Origin of the sequence: Pseudomonas sp. A214, from assembly GCF_900156295.1 — a bacterium.
Classification (GTDB): domain Bacteria; phylum Pseudomonadota; class Gammaproteobacteria; order Pseudomonadales; family Pseudomonadaceae; genus Aquipseudomonas; species Aquipseudomonas rhizophila.
On the sequence record NZ_LT707062.1, the window covers coordinates 5,679,878 to 5,699,767 of the forward strand.

15 protein-coding genes are annotated in these 19,890 nt (G+C 61.0%); 5 read left to right on the plus strand and 10 right to left on the minus strand.

The genetic code is table 11. The annotated features are described in order from the left end of the window. Positions 1–155: 155 nt before the first annotated feature. Positions 156–1,055 (plus strand): alpha/beta hydrolase, encoded by a 900-nt coding sequence (locus BW979_RS25425; RefSeq protein ID WP_076386737.1) that lies wholly within the window; start codon positions 156–158, stop codon positions 1,053–1,055. 268 nt (positions 1,056–1,323) lie between these two features. After that, positions 1,324–3,621, plus strand: coding sequence for an autotransporter family protein (locus BW979_RS25430; RefSeq protein ID WP_076386224.1), 2,298 nt, complete (start codon positions 1,324–1,326; stop codon positions 3,619–3,621). A gap of 184 nt (positions 3,622–3,805) precedes the next feature. On the opposite strand, the gene guaA is transcribed toward BW979_RS25430, so the two are convergent. From guaA to BW979_RS25445, 3 genes are all read right to left on the minus strand, one after another. Continuing rightward, positions 3,806–5,383, minus strand: a complete 1,578-nt coding sequence (gene guaA, locus BW979_RS25435) for a glutamine-hydrolyzing GMP synthase (RefSeq protein WP_047227488.1) — start codon at positions 5,381–5,383, stop codon at positions 3,806–3,808. 79 nt (positions 5,384–5,462) lie between these two features. After that, entirely contained in the window at positions 5,463–6,932 is a 1,470-nt protein-coding gene (gene guaB, locus BW979_RS25440; protein WP_047227487.1) for an IMP dehydrogenase, read from the minus strand. 243 nt (positions 6,933–7,175) lie between these two features. Then, positions 7,176–7,724, minus strand: coding sequence for a hypothetical protein (locus BW979_RS25445; protein WP_047227486.1), 549 nt, complete (start codon positions 7,722–7,724; stop codon positions 7,176–7,178). A gap of 151 nt (positions 7,725–7,875) precedes the next feature. Between BW979_RS25445 and xseA the strand changes: the two genes are divergently transcribed. The 3 genes from xseA to leuA all read left to right on the plus strand — a co-directional run bounded on the left by xseA (position 7,876) and on the right by leuA (position 12,228). Further along, positions 7,876–9,255 carry an exodeoxyribonuclease VII large subunit gene (gene xseA / locus BW979_RS25450; RefSeq protein WP_076386739.1) on the plus strand — a complete coding sequence of 460 codons (1,380 nt, stop codon included), beginning with the start codon at positions 7,876–7,878 and terminating at the stop codon, positions 9,253–9,255. A 3-nt stretch (positions 9,256–9,258) separates the two neighbouring features. Beyond that, a complete protein-coding gene (locus tag BW979_RS25455) occupies positions 9,259–10,080 on the plus strand; it encodes a peptidoglycan DD-metalloendopeptidase family protein (protein WP_047227485.1) in 822 nt (273 codons plus the stop codon). 468 nt (positions 10,081–10,548) lie between these two features. Continuing rightward, positions 10,549–12,228: a 2-isopropylmalate synthase gene (gene leuA / locus BW979_RS25465; RefSeq protein ID WP_047227484.1), complete on the plus strand. Its 1,680-nt coding sequence runs from the start codon at positions 10,549–10,551 to the stop codon at positions 12,226–12,228. Positions 12,229–12,434: 206 nt separating this feature from the next. Here leuA and BW979_RS25470 read toward each other — a convergent pair whose 3' ends face one another. From BW979_RS25470 to hisS, 7 genes are all read right to left on the minus strand, one after another. Next, positions 12,435–12,851, minus strand: a complete 417-nt coding sequence (locus tag BW979_RS25470) for a hypothetical protein (RefSeq protein WP_047227483.1) — start codon at positions 12,849–12,851, stop codon at positions 12,435–12,437. A gap of 70 nt (positions 12,852–12,921) precedes the next feature. Then, a complete protein-coding gene (locus BW979_RS25475; protein ID WP_076386229.1) occupies positions 12,922–13,713 on the minus strand; it encodes an amidohydrolase in 792 nt (263 codons plus the stop codon). Continuing rightward, positions 13,701–14,849, minus strand: coding sequence for a pyridoxal phosphate-dependent aminotransferase (locus tag BW979_RS25480; protein ID WP_076386231.1), 1,149 nt, complete (start codon positions 14,847–14,849; stop codon positions 13,701–13,703). The genes BW979_RS25475 and BW979_RS25480 overlap by 13 nt, the downstream gene beginning before the upstream one ends. Before the next feature lie 237 nt (positions 14,850–15,086). Further along, positions 15,087–16,559, minus strand: a complete 1,473-nt coding sequence (gene der / locus BW979_RS25485; RefSeq protein WP_076386232.1) for a ribosome biogenesis GTPase Der — start codon at positions 16,557–16,559, stop codon at positions 15,087–15,089. Positions 16,560–16,758: 199 nt separating this feature from the next. Continuing rightward, on the minus strand, positions 16,759–17,910 hold the full coding sequence (gene bamB, locus BW979_RS25490) for an outer membrane protein assembly factor BamB (RefSeq protein ID WP_047227480.1): 1,152 nt from the start codon (positions 17,908–17,910) through the stop codon (positions 16,759–16,761). Next, positions 17,903–18,544 carry a YfgM family protein gene (locus BW979_RS25495; protein ID WP_076386234.1) on the minus strand — a complete coding sequence of 214 codons (642 nt, stop codon included), beginning with the start codon at positions 18,542–18,544 and terminating at the stop codon, positions 17,903–17,905. Before BW979_RS25495 ends, bamB begins: the two co-directional genes overlap by 8 nt. A gap of 40 nt (positions 18,545–18,584) precedes the next feature. Then, positions 18,585–19,874: a histidine--tRNA ligase gene (gene hisS / locus BW979_RS25500; protein WP_047227478.1), complete on the minus strand. Its 1,290-nt coding sequence runs from the start codon at positions 19,872–19,874 to the stop codon at positions 18,585–18,587. Positions 19,875–19,890: the final 16 nt, after the last annotated feature.

A 19,890-nucleotide genomic window follows, 5' to 3' on the forward strand; every position in this document is an offset into this window, starting at 1 on the left:
GGATCGAAATCGGATCTATAAATGGCAGCGCTTCGAACTGGGATAGGCTGGTCGCCACATCCTGCCATCGCTGCCCTAACTTAACCAAGAACTACACTGCCAATGCCGACTTCAATGCCGATGCTGCCAATTGCCAAGGTGTGTTACGACAGATGATGAGTAGATACTTTTCCTGTCGTGGGACATTGGCCGGCTTCTATAAAGCCTGGATGGTGATGGTCAGCGCGCTTCTCATCGCCTGCCAATCGCCGCGCGAGGCACTGCAACAACTGGCTGAAGAGCACGGGCGACAATGGGAGGTCTTGCCAGGCCACGCCTTCCCCCTCCTCATACTTGCGCCGCACACTGGGGAAAAGATGACTCGCCTGCGTGTCTACCTGGAAGGCGATGGCCATTCCTGGGCGACGGCCACTCAACCCAGCCTGGATCCGAGCCCGCACAATCTGTTAGTGCCACGACTGGCGGTCGATGATCCGACACCGAACGCGTACCTGGCACGCCCCTGCCAGTTCGTCATGGCCGCAGCCTGTCAATCAGCACTCTGGACCAATCGCCGCTTTTCTCAGGAAGTGGTCACCCGTCTCAGCCAGGCGCTGGACCAACTGAAACAGCGATATGGCAATAGGGAGTTCGAACTGGTGGGGTATTCAGGTGGAGCCGCTCTCGCATTATTGTTAGCGGCACAGCGCAATGATGTTACTCAGGTGCAAACCCTTGCTGGCAATCTCAGTCCACGTCTGTGGGCGACGATGAAAGGACTGTCGCCACTCGACGGTTCACTGGATCCGCTGGACTATCGTAGTCGACTCGCCTTATTGCCCCAGCGTCATCTCATCGGAGAAGCAGACCTGATTGTTCCAGGTCGTTTAGCTGATAGGTACCAACAGGCGCTGGGCTCGCCCCTTTCCCAATACGTCCATGTACCAGGAGCCAGCCATGATAGGGGGTGGGAAGCGACATGGAGCCGGTGGGCCAAAATTCCATTGGCACATGAGAATCCTGAGATTAAGGGTGGGCACGTCCGTTTAAAAACATCCGAACACTATTCCCCCTAGTGCCTGACCCGGGCGTGACCACAACGGTGACCTTAAGTTCCGCTTATTGCTGAATAACCCTATAAAGCCTCAAAAAATAACTGTAACGTCGCATTTTTTAGCTTTTTCTTCGTCATTTATTCTTTTTATGGTGATTTGCCCTACAAGCATCGTGTAAATTTCACCGCGCTTGAATCAGCACTTCACTGACAAGCTGGCAGGGAAGCCTAAAACAGACGCTGACGCGCAGGTTGTTCTCTGTCAGTTTCTACCCTGTAAGGATACTGTCTTGAACATCTCCCACCTGCGCCGCTCGTTGTTGGCGCTGTCCATCGCGGCTGCCACTGCCACGGTCCATGCCGCACCCGCACCCGACTTCAACCACGACCTGAGCACAGGGGCATACAGCAGCTCCGGTGACGTTTTCAATAACGCCACCTTCACCGGGACGTCGCAAAACGCTGGCGTAGAGCTGACCGACGTGACCCTGGCGGGCAACCTGGTCAACCAGGGCAACATCAACCTGACGGCCGCGAACCCCAGCGACATCCCGGCCGGCATCGCCATGACCCTCAATTCCAACGTCGCTGGCGATCTGGTAAATCATGGCGACATTACGGTGAGCGGCAATGGCGCCATGGGGCTGGACCTGTATCTGGCGAATATCGCTGGCGAAGTGAACAACAACGGCAACATCACTGTGACTGGCGAAGATGCCAACGGCATGATGATCACCTCGACCCAGGCGAACATCAATAACTCGGGCACTATCACCGCTCGTGGCATCGACTCTGCGGGTATCGAGATCGAGAACGCTCGCTTTACCGGTCAGATGACAGGCGCTCCCTTCAAGAGCGATATCAACAACAGCGGGACTATCTCCGCCGATGGAGTCGGTATCCATTTTCGCAGTCTCGACACCTCCGGCGGTTTCGACATCCTCACCATCAGGCAGACAGGTGGCCTGATCGAAGGCGGCACCGCAGCAATTCTGGCGGACGACAATGCCTCCCCTTCGTATTTCTACTGGCAAGGTGGTCAGGTCAAGGGTGACCTGCTGGGCCTGAGTGGTGTGCTGGTGCAAGGGGACGCGATGTTCGATGGCTCGACCATCCGCGCCGGTTTCGTCGATATCGACGGGGGCCGCCTGACTCTGCTTCGCCCGCAGACTACGATTGTGGGCGACCTCGACATGGACAGCGAGACTGCGCGTTTGCGCCTGCTGCTGGATAACAACACACTGCCCAACACGCCGATCCTGAAAGTCACCGGCAATACCTACTTCTCTCCTGGCAGCCAGATCGAACTGCAGGCTCGCTCCGACGACTTCCGCACGTCGGGCACCCGCTACACCCTCATCAACTCTGGCACTTGGGAAGACCCGCAGAACCTGTCCGTGGTTTCCTCCTCGGCGTTGCTTGAGGTGAGGAACTTCGGCATTGAAGGTCAGGACGTGAAAGCACTGGTTGCCACCCGCAGTGATGAGGCGATCACGCAAGACCTGCTGGGTGCCCGTGGTTCGCGCAACGCGGTGAACGCCATCAATCCGTTCAAGAACACGGTCATGGGCCAGTTGGACGAAAGTGACCCGGTATTCCAGCGTTTCGCCAACGCCGCCACCAGTGAAGATCTGGCCGAACTTGCCGAAACCCTGACCCCGGACGTCAGCCGCGGGGCGATCAACGCCGCCACCAACAGCCAGAACCTGGTCGCAAGTGCCATCAACCGCCGCGCCAGCAAAGCGCGTAGCGGTCTGTCCTCCGGTGACGTCCTGGCAGAACAAGGCGTATGGCTGCAAGCGCTGTCCAGCGATGCCAACCAGGACAGCCGCCACGGTATCGACGGCTACGACGCCAACACCAACGGCATCGCCGTGGGTGCCGACGGCAAGCTCAACGCCGATACCACCATGGGCCTGGCTTACAGCTACCTGACCAGCGACGTTAAATCCGACCTGGGCCACAAAACCGACGTCAGCGGCCATGCACTGACCTTGTACGGCAACTGGACCCATGACAACTTCTTTGTCGACACCTCGCTGATGTATGGCTGGAACGACAACGAGTCCAAACGCTACATCGCCGGTACCCGCGCCAAGGCCGACTACGACAGTGAGATCTTCGGCGTCAACGCACTGGCAGGCTACACTTTCCAGCTCGACAAGCAGTGGCTGCTGGAACCACAGATCGGTGCGCGTTATGCCAACGTGTCGATTGACTCGTACCGTGAAAAAGGTAGCTCAGCCGCCCTCAACGTCGGTAGCCAGCGCTATGAAATCGGCGAAATGGGCCTGGGCGCTCGTCTGGCGGCCGCTTTTGACGTAGGTGTGGGGAGCCTGGAACCGGAAGCCAAGCTGATGGCCTGGCACGATTTCATCGGCGACAAGGCCGGCACCACCTCCACCTTCGTACTCGGTGGTACCCCCTTCACCACCACAGGCGCGACACCGGCGCGCGACAGCTACGAGCTGGGACTGGGCGCGAACTACCGCGTGGGCGCGTGGAGCGTGGGAGGGACGTACAACTACCTGACCAGCAGTGGTTTCGACGCCGACACCTTCACTGCGAACGTGCGTTACGACTTCTGATCAACGTGTTCGTCTGAAACAACAAAACCCGCCAATGCGGGTTTTGTTGTTTGAGGCTGATGGTAAAGCCTGTAAGCGTCTGGCGATGTCACTTGCCTGACTGAATATCACCCAGGTCACAATTCTGTTTCGACCTGGGGCTCTCTAGTTTTTTACTTATAAAACAGAGAGCTGCGGATCAACCTTATTCCCACTCAATCGTCGCCGGCGGCTTGCTCGACACGTCATACGTCACGCGGGAGATGCCTTCGATTTCGTTGATGATCCGCCCGGAAACGGTTTCCAGCAGCTCGTACGGCAGGTGCGCCCAGCGAGCGGTCATGAAGTCGATGGTTTCCACGGCGCGCAGGGCCACGACCCAGGCGTAGCGACGGCCATCGCCGACCACGCCAACCGATTTCACCGGCTGGAACACCACGAACGCCTGGCTGACCTTGTGGTACCAGTCGGCCTTGCGCAGTTCTTCGATGAAGATGTGGTCGGCGCGACGCAGCAGGTCGGCGTATTCCTTCTTCACTTCACCAAGGATCCGCACGCCCAGGCCCGGGCCTGGGAATGGGTGGCGGTAGACCATGTCGTACGGCAGGCCCAGTTCCAGGCCGAGGCGACGCACTTCATCCTTGAACAACTCGCGCAGCGGCTCGACCAGCTTGAGGTTCATTTCCTCTGGCAGGCCACCGACGTTGTGGTGGGACTTGATCACGTGGGCCTTGCCGCTCTTGGCGCCGGCCGACTCGATCACGTCGGGGTAGATGGTGCCTTGGGCCAGGTACTTGATGTTGTCCAGCTTGCAGGATTCGGCATCGAATACGTCGATGAAGGTGCGACCGATGATCTTGCGCTTCTTCTCCGGGTCGGACTCGCCGGCCAGGTTGTTCAGGAACTGCTCTTCGGCGTTGGCGCGGATCACCTTGACGCCCATGTTCTCGGCGAACATGGCCATCACTTGCTCGCCTTCGTGCAGGCGCAGCAGGCCGTTGTCGACGAAGACGCAGGTCAACTGGTCGCCGATGGCCTTGTGCAGCAACGCGGCAACCACCGAGGAGTCCACGCCGCCGGACAAGCCGAGCAGTACGTTGTCGGTGCCGACCTGGGCGCGAACCTGGGCGATGGCGTCTTCAGCGATTTTCGATGGTGTCCACAGGGCTTCGCACTCGCAGATATCGAGGATGAAGCGCGACAGGATGCGACCGCCTTGCTTGGTATGGGTCACTTCCGGGTGGAACTGCACGCCGTAGTAACGGCGATCATCGTTGAACATGCCGGCAATCGGGCAGCTCGGGGTGCTGGCCAGGATGTGGAAGTCTTCCGGCATCTTGGTGACCTTGTCACCGTGGCTCATCCACACGTCGAGGCCAAACAGGCCGTCGGCGTCGATGTGGTCTTCGATGCCATCCAGCAGGCGGCTCTTGCCGACCACGTCAACGCGGGCATAACCGAACTCACGCAGGTCGGAGCCTTCTACCTTACCACCCAGCTGCTCAGCCATGGTCTGCATGCCGTAGCAGATACCGAAGACCGGCACGCCCAGGTCGAACACCGCTTGCGGGCAACGCGGGCTGTCGGCTTCGTGCACGGACTCGGGGCCGCCGGCGAGGATGACGCCTTTAGGCGCGAATTCGCGAATCGCTTCGTCATCCATGTCGAACGGATGCAATTCGCAGTACACGCCGATTTCACGCACGCGGCGGGCGATCAGCTGGGTGTACTGGGAACCGAAGTCGAGGATCAGGATGCGGTGAGCGTGAATGTCGAGGGCCATGACTCATTCTCATGTAGTGAATCAGAAACAACTCGGGGCTGAATGAACAGCCCCGGTGATTAACGTTTTGCTGAAGGCCTTAACCTACGCGGTAGTTCGGCGCTTCCTTGGTGATCTGTACGTCGTGGACATGGGACTCGGCCATGCCGGCGCCGGTGATGCGCACGAACTCCGGCTTGGTGCGCATCTCTTCGATGTTGGCGCTGCCGGTGTAGCCCATGGAAGAACGCAGGCCGCCCATCAGTTGATGGATGATGGCGCTCAGGGTGCCTTTGTACGGCACACGACCTTCGATGCCTTCGGGCACCAGCTTCTCGGCGCCCGCGGAGGAGTCCTGGAAGTAACGGTCGGAGGAGCCCTGGGCCTGGGACATGGCACCCAGCGAGCCCATGCCGCGGTAAGCCTTGTAGCTGCGGCCCTGGAACAGTTCGATCTCGCCTGGCGCTTCTTCAGTACCGGCAAACATCGAACCCATCATCACGCAGGAGGCCCCGGCGACGATGGCCTTGGACAGGTCACCTGAGAAGCGGATGCCGCCGTCGGCGATCAACGGTACGCCAGTGCCTTCAAGGGCTGCGGCGACGTTGGCGATGGCGCTGATTTGCGGCACGCCGACACCGGCAACGATGCGGGTGGTGCAGATCGAGCCTGGGCCGATACCGACCTTGACCGCATCGGCGCCAGCTTCGGCCAGGGCCTTGGCGGCAGCGCCGGTGGCGATGTTGCCGCCGATCACCTGCACTTCAGGGAAGTTCTGCTTGACCCAGCGAACGCGGTCGATCACGCCTTTGGAGTGACCGTGGGCGGTGTCGACCACCACCACGTCGACGCCGGCATTGACCAGGGCCGCGACGCGGTCGCCAGTGTCCTTGCCGGTGCCGACCGCAGCGCCTACGCGCAGACGACCCTGGTCGTCCTTGCTGGCCAGCGGATAAGCCTTGGCTTTTTCGATGTCATTGACGGTCATCATGCCCTTGAGGGCGAACTTATCGTCGACGATCAGCACGCGCTCGATGCGGTGCTTGTGCAGCAACTCGCGAACTTCGTCCTTGCCGATGCCTTCCTTGACCGTAACCAGACGCTCTTTAGGCGTCATCACCTGACGGACGGTGGCGTCCAGGCGGTTCTCGAAACGCACGTCGCGGGAGGTGACGATGCCGACCAGGTCGCCATCGTGCAGCACCGGAACGCCGGAGATGTTGTGCATGCGGGTCAGTTCGAACAGATCACGAACCGTGGCGTCAGCCTCGATGGTGATCGGGTCCTTGACCACGCCAGCCTCGAACCGCTTGACCTTGCGCACTTCGGCGGCCTGCTGTTCGATGGTCATGTTCTTGTGGATGATACCGATACCGCCTTCCTGGGCCATGGCAATGGCCAGACGGGCTTCGGTCACGGTGTCCATGGCGGCGGAAACCAACGGGATATTCAGTTCGATGCCACGGGTAAGACGGGTTTTGAGACTGACTTCGTTAGGCAGTACCTCGGAATAACCGGGCACTAGGAGAATGTCGTCGAAGGTCAGAGCTTCTTGGCTGATACGCAGCATCGCGGGGGCTCCCGAGCGGGAAAATGGAAGCGCGCCATTATATACATGCACCCCCTCTGGCTCAATGTAAAACTCTGTCTATTATTGCCGGGGTGATTGAAGGGGCTAAACACTGCCCGATTGCTACACATTCCCTTGTGGGAGCGAGCCTGCTCGCGATAGCGGTGTATCGGTCAACACCGTGCCAACTGACCCGACGCCAATCGCGAGCAGGCTCGCTCCCACAGGGGGGGAATCGCTCTCTTACAACTCCACCTTCACCCAACTCACCGGCTGATCCAGCCAGTCGGCGAACTCGTCGATAAAGTCCTGCTTGAACCCCGCCTCCAGCCAGTTGTTGAAGATAAACCCCAAATTGGAAAAGCCACACGGTTGCAGGAACAGAAACCCGTTGATGTCATCTTCATGCCCACACTCCGGGCAGGTGAAGTTGTCGGTGCGGGCCGGCATCCAGTCTTCCAGGCTTTCGAACAGCGCCTCGCCGATTTCCTTGCGGCATTCGGCGCAGCCCGCTTCCTCGAGAAATCCTTTGGCCGGGGTATAGATGCAGCGCTTGGTGATGATTTCCAGGCCATTGACCGGTTCGCCAAACGGCAAGGCCTCAGGGTGCATGACCACCTCGCGGGCGCCGGGGGCGATGGCGTGGGCCATGCGATTGCCGGTACGCCCGCAGGTGGTCAGTTGTTCTTCGACGATATTCTTGCGCACCAGCCAGCGCACAACCGCCCGGGCCCGAGGCTCGTGGACCGGCAAGGAGGAAATTTTCGGGACGATGATGCTTTGCGAATTCATGGGACATCCTGCGGCGAATCTACGGGTGGCGACGAGCAAGCCCGCGCCCACCTTGAACCTATGGGCAATGGTGCATTGTACCGCGCCAATTCCCGGAAGGTTTTTCGGTGAACATGGAGATTGAGCAGCGAATGCCCTTATCATGCTGCCCATGATTAAAGATCCCTTTGCCCGACTGGGCCTGGACCGCGAGGTCCTGACTGTCAGCCAGCTCAACGGCCGTGCGCGGGTGCTGCTTGAAGACGTGTTCAGCAACATCTGGGTCGAGGGCGAAATTTCCAACCTTGCCCGCCCCGCCTCCGGCCATGTGTATTTCACCCTCAAGGACAGCGGCGCCCAGGTGCGTTGCGCACTGTTCCGGCAAAATGCCGCGCGGGTGCGTCAAGCCCTCAAAGACGGACTGGCGGTGAAAGTACGCGGCAAGGTCTCACTGTTCGAGGGCCGCGGCGACTATCAGCTGATTCTCGACACCGTGGAACCGGCCGGCGATGGCGCCCTGCGCCTGGCCTTCGATGCGCTCAAGGAAAAGCTCAGCGCCGAAGGCCTGTTCAGCGCCGAGCGCAAGGTGCCGCTGCCGGCCCATCCGCAACGCATCGGCATCATCAGTTCGCCCACCGGCGCGGTGATCCGCGACATCATCAGCGTGTTCCGCCGCCGTGCGCCGCAGATTTCCCTGACGCTGATCCCCACCGCCGTACAGGGCCGCGAAGCCACCGCGCAAATCGTCCGCGCGCTGAAACTGGCGGATGCCCGGGGGTTCGATGCGCTGATCCTGGCCCGAGGCGGCGGCTCGCTGGAAGACTTGTGGTGCTTCAACGAAGAAGCCGTGGCCCGGGCGGTGGACGCCTGCGTCACGCCGATCGTCAGCGCCGTCGGCCATGAAACCGACGTGTCCATCAGCGATTTCGTCGCTGACGTGCGCGCCCCGACCCCGTCCGCCGCTGCCGAACTGCTGGCCCCCGATGCCGGCGACCTGGTGCGCCGGGTCGAAAGTCTGCACCGGCGGCTTGTGATGCGCATGCGCGACCGCCTGATGCGCGATCAACTGCGCCTTGAAGGCCTGACCCGACGCCTGCGCCACCCCGGTGAGCGCCTGCGCCAGCAAGCCCAGCGCCTCGACGACCTGGACATGCGCATGCGCCGGGCCTTCGAGCGCAGCCTCAATACCCGCCGCGAACGCCTGATCCGCCTGGAAACCCGCCTGGCCGGGCAACATCCGGGACGGCAACTGGCACTGCTGCGCCAACGCCTGGACAGCCTCGCCGCGCGCTTGCCCCGGGCCATGCGCGAGGGCCTGAAGGCGCGACGCCTGCAACTGCAAAACCAGATGCAGACGCTGCACATCGTCAGCCCCCTGGCGACCCTCGGCCGCGGCTACAGTATTTTGCTCGACGAACGCGGCCAGGCGATCCGCAACGCCGCGCAGACCCAAACCGGCCAGCGCCTGACCGCGCGGCTCGGTGAAGGCGAACTGCTGGTGCGGGTCGAAGACAATCACCTGACGCCGGTCACCCTTTCTCTATTGGATTGATTCATGCCGCGATATCTCGCCCCATTGCTCTTGCTGTGCCTGACCTTCAACGCCAACGCCGACAGTTACATCACCCGTCTGCTGAACAAACCGGTGCCCGGCGGCGTGGCCGTGGTGGACCTGGGCAGCGCGGCCCAGGCGCCAAAAGCCAGTTACCAGGGCAAACCGGTGCTGGTGGTCAAGGAAAAGGATAACTGGCTGGCGATTGTCGGCATCCCGCTGACGGTCAAGCCCGGCACCCAGCAGATCAGCAGTGGCGGCAGCACCCAGCCGTTCGTGGTCGGCTATAAAAAGTACCCCGAGCAACACATCACCCTGAAGAACAAGCGTCAGGTCAATCCGAACCCGGCGGACCTCAAACGCATCAACGCCGAACTGGCCGTGCAACTGAAGGCCTATCGCAGCTTCAGCCCGAACATCCCCAGCAACCTGCTGCTGGACAAGCCGGTCAATGGTCCGATGTCGAGCAAGTTCGGCGTGCGGCGCTTCTTCAACGGCGAAGAACGCAACCCCCACGCCGGCCTGGACTTCGCCGTGCCCGCCGGCACACCCATCAAGACTCCGGCCGCTGGCAAGGTGATCCTCACCGGCAATTACTTCTTCAATGGCAACACCGTGTTTGTCGATCACGGCCAGGGTTTCATCAGCATGTTCTGCCACATGTCGAAGATCGACGTGAAGGTCGGCCAGCAGCTCAAGCGCGGCACGGTCGTCGGCAAAGTCGGCTCCACGGGCCGGGCAACTGGCCCGCACATGCACTGGAATATCAGCCTGAACGATGCGCGGGTGGATCCGGCGATTTTTATCGGGGCATTCCAGCCCTGAGTTTTTGCGGTGAAGCTGCCGGCCTGACCGCGAGCAGGCTCGTTCCCACATTTGGATCTCTTGTGAACACAACATTTGTGACCCACAGAAAATCCCTGTGGGAGCGAGCCTGCTCGCGATGACGGCAGCCACATCACCACCATCCAGCGAATTGCCAAGCTCAAAACATCGACGCAATTTCCAAGATGAACACTTCGAACCTGCGCGATTAAATCTCGCAAACCCGCCTAAAAACAGAACTTATCTCAATTTTTCCCGACTGCTTGCGATCCGCCCTCCGCGCGGTTAGGGTTGAAGGCATGAAAACCTCTCACACCCTCATTCAGCTTCGCCAGCACCGCAGCCTGTGCCTCGTCAGCGCACGACTGCCGGGCTGAATCGCGGCACCTCGTTCCGGCTGTAAAGCCACCCCGTTCGAACCACCGGCAGGCCGCCTTTTCCCGGCCACGACAATAAAAGGATTCTGCGATGAGCATGCTCAAAGACCCGTCTTCCAAGTACCGCGCCTTCCCGACCATCAACCTGCCGGATCGCACCTGGCCGTCGAAGACCATCACCGCCGCGCCGATCTGGTGCAGCTCCGACCTGCGTGACGGCAATCAGTCGCTGATCGAGCCGATGGACGCCGCCAAGAAGCTGCGTTTCTGGAAAACCCTGGTCGCTGTGGGCGTGAAGGAAATCGAAGCGTCGTTCCCGGCGGCTTCGCAGACCGACTTCGACTTCGTGCGTACCCTCATCGAAGAAGGCCACATCCCGGACGACACCACCATCCAGGTGCTGACCCAGGCCCGTGAAGACCTGATCGCCCGCACGTTCGAATCCCTGCGCGGCGCGAAAAAAGCCATCGTCCACCTGTACAACGCCACCAGCCCTTCGTTCCGCCGCATCGTGTTCAACCAGGACAAGGAAGGCGTGAAGGAAATCGCGGTGAATGCAGCCAAGCTGTTCGTCAAATACGCCGCCCAGCAGCCAGAAACCCAGTGGCAGTTCGAATACTCGCCAGAAACCTTCAGCGCCACCGAGCTGGAATTCGCCAAGGAAGTCTGCGACGCAGTGATCGAGGTCTGGAACCCGACGCCTGAGCGCAAGGTCATCCTCAACCTGCCGGCCACCGTGGAAGTCGCGACTCCGAACGTCTACGCCGACCAGATCGAGTGGTTCGGTCGCAACATCACCCGTCGCGACAGCGTGCTCATCAGCCTGCACACCCATAACGACCGTGGCACCGGCGTAGCCGCCACCGAACTGGGCCTGATGGCCGGCGCCGACCGTGTCGAAGGCTGCCTGTTCGGCAACGGCGAACGCACCGGTAATGTCGACCTGGTGACCGTCGCGCTGAACCTCTACACCCAGGGCATCAACCCTGAGCTGGATTTCTCCGACATCGACGGCGTGCGCAAAGTGGTCGAAGAGTGCAACCAGATCCCGGTGCACCCGCGTCATCCGTACGTGGGCGACCTTGTTCACACCGCGTTCTCCGGCTCGCACCAGGATGCCATTCGCAAAGGTTTTGCCCAGCAGAAACCGGACACCCTGTGGGAAGTGCCGTACCTGCCGATCGACCCGGCCGACATCGGCCGCAGCTACGAGGCGGTGATCCGGGTCAACAGCCAGTCGGGCAAGGGCGGTATCGCCTACCTGCTGGAGCAGGAATACGGCATCAGCCTGCCGCGTCGCATGCAGATCGAGTTCAGTCAGGTGGTTCAGCGCGAAACCGATCGCCTGGGCCTGGAAATGACCGCCCAGCAGATCCATGCCCTGCTCCACAGCGAATACCTGCAAGCCAACACCCCGTACGCGCTGGTCAGCCATCGTCTGCAGGAAGAAAACGGCAACAGCGCCGTGGAAGTCGAAGTGGCCAGCAAGGGCCAGGGCGAAACCAACCTGCACTGGCGCGGCAAGGGCAACGGCGCGCTGGAAGCGCTGGTGGCCGGGCTGCCGATTCCGGTGGAGATCATGGACTACAACGAACACGCCATCGGCGCCGGCACCAACGCCAAGGCTGCGGCGTACATCGAGCTGCGGGTCAACGGTGAGCGTGCGGTGCACGGCGTGGGTATCGATGAGAACATCACCACCGCCAGCTTCAAGGCCCTGTTCAGCGCGCTGAACCGCTCCCTGAGCCAGCCGGAAGCCAAAGCGGCCTGATGGTTTAGCTGAAATGCAAAAAGGCCCTGGGGTGTGAACCCTGGGGCCTTTTTGTTTGGCTGATGACTTGGGTGACTGTTCCGGCCTCATCGCGAGCAGGCTCGCTCCCACAGGGAATCTGAGGTGGGCACAGGATTTTGAACCCGCTGAAGATCAGTGTGGGAGCGAGCTTGCTCGCGATGGCGGCCTGTCAGGCAATACAAGTCTCAGGCATGGGTATCAATCGAAATAGTCATCGCCTGCAGCAAAGCGGCCTGCAAGGTCTGCAATGTGGCCTGGGTCGCCATGATCTGAGTCTGGATCGCCATGGCTTCCTGGGCTTTCTGCTCCTGGTTGGCCTGGCTTTTCTGCACGCGAGCCAACTGGGCTTGCTGCTCGGCCAGCAGCTTTTCAGTTTGCTCTATCTGTTTTTTCAGCTGCTCGATGACATCGCCGCTGCCGCTGGCTGGAGCACCGCCGATGTTCGCGCCACTGGTGTCAACTTTCAACTGGCGGTCTTTGTCTTCGCTGGCGTCAGTCGATACCGCAGGGCTGACTGCTGCTTCGTCTTCCGCACCCTTGATGGAAACCTTGGGTGCAGAGAGAGGGTATGGATTTACCGTGATTGCGCTGATGCTGGTCATAAGGGACTTCTCCTTGGCTGCCCCGGTTATCGGCAAACACCAGCGCTTCTGAAGGGCTGAAACGTTTCAATCAGATGAATTCAAAACGATCGGCATCCAGGTTCGCCGGAAAGCGTGCGCGGTAAGCCGCCAGCTCCGCCGCACTCAGACACACAGTGAATACCCCGTCGGCCTCACCGGTGCTGAGCAGGGTTTCGCCCTGGAAGTCCAGCACCTGACTGTCACCGGTATAGGCAAAGCCCTTGCCGTCGTGACCGATGCGGTTTACCGCGGCCACGTAGCACAGGTTCTCGATTGCTCGGGCCGGCAGCAAGCGGTTCCAGTGCTGGCGCCGCGCGCCGGGCCAGTTGGCGGTGTACAGCAACAGGTCGGTGTCCTCGGCGTCGCGGCTCCACACCGGGAAACGCAGGTCATAGCAAATCAGCGGGCGGATCCGCCAGCCGTTGAGTTCGAACAGCACCTGGCGCTCGCCCGGCGTGTAGTGATTATGCTCACCGGCCATGCGGAACAGATGACGCTTGTCGTAATGCAGCACTTCGCCGTCCGGTCGTGCCCAGAGCAGACGATTGCGATGGCTGCCGTCGGCGGCCTGGATAATCACACTGCCGGTGATCACCGCTCCGAGCTTCGCAGCCTGAGCCTGGAGCCACTTGTGCGAAGGACCGTTTTCCGGCTCAGCCAGGGTCTCGGACTCCATGGAAAAACCCGTGGTGAACATTTCCGGCAGGATAATCAGGTCCGCCCCGCGCGCCTGCGCAAGCAAGCCCTCGAAATGTTCCAGATTGGCCTGGCGATCGTGCCAGGCCAGGGTGGTCTGGATCAGCGCAACATTGAGATTGGGCAAGGTACTCAGATCACGCATAGTTTTTCCGCCGCTTCGCGCAGCGTCTCCTCGCGTTTGGCAAAGCACAGGCGCACCAGGCGCTGGCCTTCGGGTGGGTTCTGGTAGAACACCGAGACAGGGATCGTCGCCACGCCGTGCTCACGGGTCATCCAGACTGCCATGTCGACGTCATGGAGGTCCGGGCGGATCTGCGAGTAATCCACCAGCTGGAAATAGGTGCCGGGTACTCGCTTGAAACTGAAGCGCGAGGGGGCCAGCAAATCGCAGAACAGGTCACGCTTGGCCTGGTAGAAGTCCGGCAGTTCTTCGACGTGCTCCGGGTGATCGGCCATGTAGTCAGCCAGGGCGTACTGCAACGGCGTCACGCCGCAGAAGCTGACGTACTGATGCACCTTGCGCAGTTCCGCCGTCAGGGCCGGTGGCGCCACCACATAGCCGGTTTTCCAGCCGGTGACGTGGTAGGTCTTACCGAAGGAACTGACCACAAAGGCCCGTTGGTACAGTTCTTCATGGGCCAGGACACTGGCGTGGGCGACGCCGTCGAACACCAGGTGTTCGTAGACCTCGTCACTGATCAGGTAAATGTCGCGGTCGCGAATCAGCGTCGCCAACTGGTCGAGTTCGGCGCGGCTGATCAGCGCTCCACTGGGATTGTGCGGCGTGTTGAGAATGATCATGCGCGTACGCGGGCTCAGGGCTTCAGCGAGCTTCTGGAAATCGATGGCGAAATCATCCAGGCCCAATTGCACATGCACACAACGGCCACCGGCCAACTCGACGGCGGGCTCATAGCTGTCGTAGCAAGGGTCGAACACGATCACTTCGTCGCCGCTGTGAACCACTGCCGCGATGGCGCAGAAAATCGCCTGGGTCGCACCGGGGGTCACGGTCACTTCCTGGTCGGCATCGACGGTGACGCCATAGCTGCGGGCGATCTTCGCCGCGATCTGCTGGCGCAGCGCCGGCAAACCGGTCATGGGCGAGTATTGGTTATGCCCTTGGGCGACATGCCGGCCGACTGCATCGCGCAGGGCCTGCGGACCATCGAAATCGGGAAACCCCTGGGACAGATTGAGCGCGCCGGTCTGCGCGGCGAGCTGGGACATCTGGGTGAAGATAGTGATGCCGACATTCGGCAACTTGCTGGTGATCATTGGGGGTTCCCTGCGTCTACACCCGGCTCTGGTGCGGCGCGGGAGAGGTCGAGGATAGCCCAATCGCCGGGCATGAAAAAGGGTGCCACCAAGGGCACCCTTCTTACGCTGACACAACTCATACCCTGTGGGAGCGAGCTTGCTCGCGATGGCGGTGGATCAGCATGCATCCCTGTTGATGTACTGCCGCTATCGCGAGCAAGCTCGCTCCCACAGTGGAACTGCGGTGACTATCGATCAGCGTTTATCACGACGCTTCTTGTCAGCCTTCTTATGGTGCGACATCAAGCGGCGCTTCTTGTTGACCTGACGGTCGGTGAGCGTGTTCTTGTTGCCTTCGTACGGGTTCTCGCCGCCCTTGAACTCGATGCGGATCGGCGTGCCGACCAGCTTCAGGACGCGGCGATAAGTGTTTTCCAGATACCGGACGTACGACTTGGGCACCTTCTCGATCTGGTTACCGTGAATCACGATGATCGGCGGGTTGGCGCCACCCAGGTGAGCGTAACGCAGCTTGATCCGGCGGTTGTTGACCATCGGTGGAGCGTGCTCGCCGACGGCGTCTTCCAGGATCTGGGTCAGACGGTTGGTCGGCCAGCGGGTGACCGCCGACTTGAACGAGTTCTGCACCGACGCGTAGAGGTTGCCCACGCCCGTGCCGTGCAAGGCCGAGATGAAGTGGATGTCGGCAAAGTCCACGAAGAACAGGCGACGCTGCAGTTCAACCTTGACGAAATCCCGTTCGCTAGGCGTCATGCCGTCCCACTTGTTGATCGCGATGACCAACGCACGGCCGGCTTCCAGGGCGAAGCCCAGCAGATTCAGGTCGTGATCGACCACGCCTTCGCGGGCGTCCATCACGAAGATCACCACGTTGGCGTCTTTGATCGCCTGCAGGGTTTTGACCACGGAGAACTTTTCGACTTCTTCGTGGATCTTGCCGCGCTTGCGCACACCGGCCGTGTCGATCAGCGTGTACTTCTCTTCGTTACGCTCGAACGGGATGTAGATACTGTCGCGGGTGGTGCCGGGCTGGTCGTACACGATGACCCGGTCTTCGCCGAGCATGCGGTTGACCAACGTCGACTTGCCGACGTTCGGGCGGCCGATGATGGCGATCTTGATCCCGTCTTTTTCGCTAGGGCCAGGAATGCGCTTGGCTTCCTCACCTTCGGCAACGATTTCTTCTTCACCGTCTTCCGGTTCGTCTTCGTCGTCTTTGGGGAAATCAGCCAGGGCGATTTCCAGCATCTGGGTGATGCCACGACCGTGGGCGCCAGCAATCGGGATCGCCTGGCCCATGCCCAACGGCGCGAATTCAGCGCGAGCCATGTCCGGGTCGATGTTGTCGACCTTGTTGGCCACCACGTAGGAACGCTTGTTACGTTTGCGCAGATGCTCGGCGATCATCTGGTCGGCGGCGGTAAAACCGGCCTTGGCGTCTACCAGGAACAGCACCACATCCGCTTCTTCGATGGCGAGCAGCGACTGCTCGGCCATTTTTTCGTCCATGCCGTGTTCATCACCGGAGATGCCACCGGTGTCGACCAGAATATAGGTACGCCCTTGCCACTTGGCCTCACCGTATTGGCGATCACGGGTCAGACCGGACAAGTCGCCGACAATGGCGTCGCGAGTCCTGGTCAGGCGGTTGAACAAGGTGGACTTGCCGACGTTCGGTCGGCCCACCAGGGCGATTACGGGAACCATGCGGCTCTCCACTTCGTTATTTCAGAAAATACAAAAGCCGCTGCGAGGCAGCGGCTGGTGCTCGGGGGCCATCCTGTGGGAGCGAGCCTGGTCGCGAAAGCGTTGGATCAGTCGACATCCAAGCCACTGGACCACCGCATTCGCGAGCAGGCTCGCGCCCACAAAAATGAAGCCGCTTGGGATTAACCCAAGCATAGTCTTACTTGATGGTCAGGGCTTCCAGTTTGCCGCTGTTGCCATACACATAAATCATGTTGCCCACCACCAGCGGACGGGCACGCAGGCCGTCGCTGTCGATGCGCTCACGGCCGACGAAACGACCGTCCACCTGGCTGAGCAGGTGCAGGTAACCTTCCAGGTCACCGACTGCAACGTAGCTGGAGAACACTTCCGGGGCCGACAGTTGACGACGGGCCAAGGAGTCGTTGCTCCACAATGCGGTGGTGGAACGCTCGTCGACGCCTTCAACCGTGCCCGAGGACAGGCTCACGTAGACGCTGCCCAAACCCTCGGCGACACCGGCGTAGCTGGACGCATCGCGCTGCCACAGCGGGCGACCGCTTTCCAGGTCCAGCGCCGCAACGCGTCCCTGGTAGCTGGCAACGTACAGCGTACTGCCAGACAACAGCAGGCCGCCGTCGATGTCGACCACGCGCTCCAGTTCCGAACGGCCCTGCGGGATGGCCACGCGCTGTTCCCAGACCGGCACGCCGTTGGAAATATCCAGGGCCACCACTTTACCGGTCGACAACCCGGCCACCGCGAGGCGGTTGGTGACGATCGGCGCACTGGTGCCGCGCAGGGTCAGTACCGCCGGGGTGCTGTCGTACAACCAGCGCTGCTCGCCAGTGGCGGCATCCAGACCGATCAGGCTGTCATCCTGGGTCTGTACCACGACCACGTCACCGTTGGTGGCCGGCGGTGCGAGGACTTCACTGGTCACGCGAGCGCGCCATTTCTCTTCACCGCTGCTGGCGTCCAGGGCCACGATTTCGCCCTTGAGCGTGCCGATCATGACCAGCCCGTAACCCACGCCAACGGCGCCGGAAACGGGCAGTTCAAGATCCTGCTCCCACTTGACGTCGCCATTGGTGCGATCCATCGCCATCACCACGCCAGTGACGTCGGAGGCATAGATAGTGTCGCCATCGATGGCTGGCACCAGCATGTTGTAGGTTTCACCCTGGCCGTCACCGATGGAGCGACTCCATTGCTTCTGCAGCACGACTTCTTCTTTGAAGTCGGTCAGTTCGGCCGGTGGCAGTTCTTTCTTGCTGTTGCTGCTGCAACCCGCGGCCAGAATGGCCAGAGCCAGCAATGCTGCATGTTTCCAACGGATCACGTCACGCATCCCCTTTGGCCAGGTCGTCCAGCTTGATTTGCAGGCCACCGACCGCGGCTTCATCCGACAGCGCAGCCTTGGCTTTTTGGTAGGCCGCATGGGCCTCATCAGCACGACCAAGCTGTACCAGCAGGTCGCCCTTGAGTTCTTCGCGGGTCGCCAGGAACGCCTTGTCGGCATCACCGTCGAGCAGCTTCAACGCCTCTTCGGCCTTGTTCTGCGCCGCCAGCACCTGCGCCAGGCGCTGACGCGCCACTTCGCCCAGGGTCGGGTTGACCGGCTTGTCGACAATGGCCTTCAGCTCGGTGGCGGCGTCGTCCAGCTTGCCGGTGTCTACCGCGACCTTGGCCACGAACAGACGGCCATATTGCGCGTAGGCCGTGCCGCCGAATTCGTTGTCGAGCTTGCCGGCCAACTCCGCCACGCGGGCAGCGTCAGGCTTGCCGTCCGGGGTCAGGGTGGTTTCCAGCAACTGCTGATAGAGCATCGAAGCGCCTTGCGCCTGGTTGCTCTGGTATTTCTGCCAGGCCTGCCAGCCGAACACGATGACCAGCGCCAACAGGCCGCCAGTGACCAGCGGCTTGCCGTTGCGCGTCCACCAGTCCTTCAAATCCGCCAGCTGTTCATCTTCGGTACTCGACACCCCAATACTCCTTAATCGCTAAATCGGCTGTTTGACAGCTTCAACCCTGCACGACGCAGGTGGCCAGGTGTGCGGCAAGCGCATCCCAGGCAATGCTTTGTTGTTCGCCCTGGCCACGCAGGGGTTTGAAACCTACCACTTGCTGGGCCAATTCGTCGTCACCGAGAATCAGTGCATACAGCGCACCACTCTTGTCGGCCTTCTTGAACTGGCTCTTGAAGCTGCCGCCGCCGGCGTTGATCTGCAGGCGCAGGTTGGGCAACTGGTCGCGGACCCGCTCGCTCAGCGCCAGGGCCGCCAGTTCGGCTGCTTCGCCGAAGGCGCACAGGTAAACGTCGACCTGACGGGCGATTTCCTGCGGGATCTTGTCCAGCGTCTCAAGCATCAACACCAGACGTTCGATGCCCATGGCAAAACCCACGCCCGAGGTCGGCTTTCCGCCCATCTGTTCCACCAGCCCGTCGTAACGGCCGCCGGCACACACAGTTCCCTGGGCGCCCAACTTGTCGGTGACCCATTCAAAGACGGTCTTGCTGTAGTAATCCAGGCCGCGGACCAGCTTCGGGTTGATGACATAGGGAATACCGACGGCATCCAGACGCGCCTTCAGCCCCTCGAAGTGCGCACGGGATTCGTCGTCGAGGTAGTCAGCCATTTTCGGCGCATCGACCAGGATCGCTTGCGTGTCGGCGTTCTTGGTATCCAACACCCGCAGCGGATTGGTCTTGAGGCGGCGCTGACTGTCTTCGTCCAGCTTGTCCAGGTGAGCGGACAGGAACTCCACCAGCGCTTCGCGGTAGCGCCCACGGGACTCGCTGGTGCCCAGGCTGTTGAGTTCGAGCTTGACCGCATCACGAATGCCCAGCTCGCCCCACAGGCGCCAGGTCAATACGATCAGCTCGGCGTCGATGTCCGGACCGTCGAGGTTGAATACCTCCAGGCCTATCTGGTGGAACTGGCGATAACGACCTTTCTGTGGACGCTCGTGGCGAAACATCGGGCCGATGTACCAGAGTTTCTGCACCTGGCCACCACCGGTAATGCCGTGCTCGAGCACCGCACGCACGCACGCCGCCGTGCCTTCGGGGCGCAAGGTCAGCGAATCGCCGTTGCGGTCTTCGAAGGTGTACATCTCTTTTTCGACGATGTCGGTCACTTCACCGATGGAACGCTTGAACAGCTCGGTGAACTCGACGATCGGCATGCGGATCTGCCGGTAACCGTAGTTATCCAGCAAACGCGCCACGGTGCCCTCGAAATAGCGCCACAGGGGCGTCTGCTCGGGCAGGATGTCGTTCATGCCACGAATGGCTTGCAGGGACTTGCTCACAGGTAATCCTTAAATT

Bases quoted from the DNA above. Each gene is read 5' to 3' on its own strand.
- bamB (WP_047227480.1), bottom strand. From the start codon at position 17,910: ATGCGTGACGTGATCCGTTGGAAACATGCAGCATTGCTGGCTCTGGCC.
- BW979_RS25480 (WP_076386231.1), bottom strand. From the start codon at position 14,849: ATGATCACCAGCAAGTTGCCGAATGTCGGCATCACTATCTTCACCCAG.
- BW979_RS25455 (WP_047227485.1), top strand. From the start codon at position 9,259: ATGCCGCGATATCTCGCCCCATTGCTCTTGCTGTGCCTGACCTTCAAC.
- BW979_RS25425 (WP_076386737.1), top strand. From the start codon at position 156: ATGAGTAGATACTTTTCCTGTCGTGGGACATTGGCCGGCTTCTATAAA.
- xseA (WP_076386739.1), top strand. From the start codon at position 7,876: ATGATTAAAGATCCCTTTGCCCGACTGGGCCTGGACCGCGAGGTCCTG.
- BW979_RS25475 (WP_076386229.1), bottom strand. From the start codon at position 13,713: ATGCGTGATCTGAGTACCTTGCCCAATCTCAATGTTGCGCTGATCCAG.
- BW979_RS25470 (WP_047227483.1), bottom strand. From the start codon at position 12,851: ATGACCAGCATCAGCGCAATCACGGTAAATCCATACCCTCTCTCTGCA.
- BW979_RS25445 (WP_047227486.1), bottom strand. From the start codon at position 7,724: ATGAATTCGCAAAGCATCATCGTCCCGAAAATTTCCTCCTTGCCGGTC.
- der (WP_076386232.1), bottom strand. From the start codon at position 16,559: ATGGTTCCCGTAATCGCCCTGGTGGGCCGACCGAACGTCGGCAAGTCC.
- guaB (WP_047227487.1), bottom strand. From the start codon at position 6,932: ATGCTGCGTATCAGCCAAGAAGCTCTGACCTTCGACGACATTCTCCTA.
- guaA (WP_047227488.1), bottom strand. From the start codon at position 5,383: ATGGCCCTCGACATTCACGCTCACCGCATCCTGATCCTCGACTTCGGT.
- leuA (WP_047227484.1), top strand. From the start codon at position 10,549: ATGAGCATGCTCAAAGACCCGTCTTCCAAGTACCGCGCCTTCCCGACC.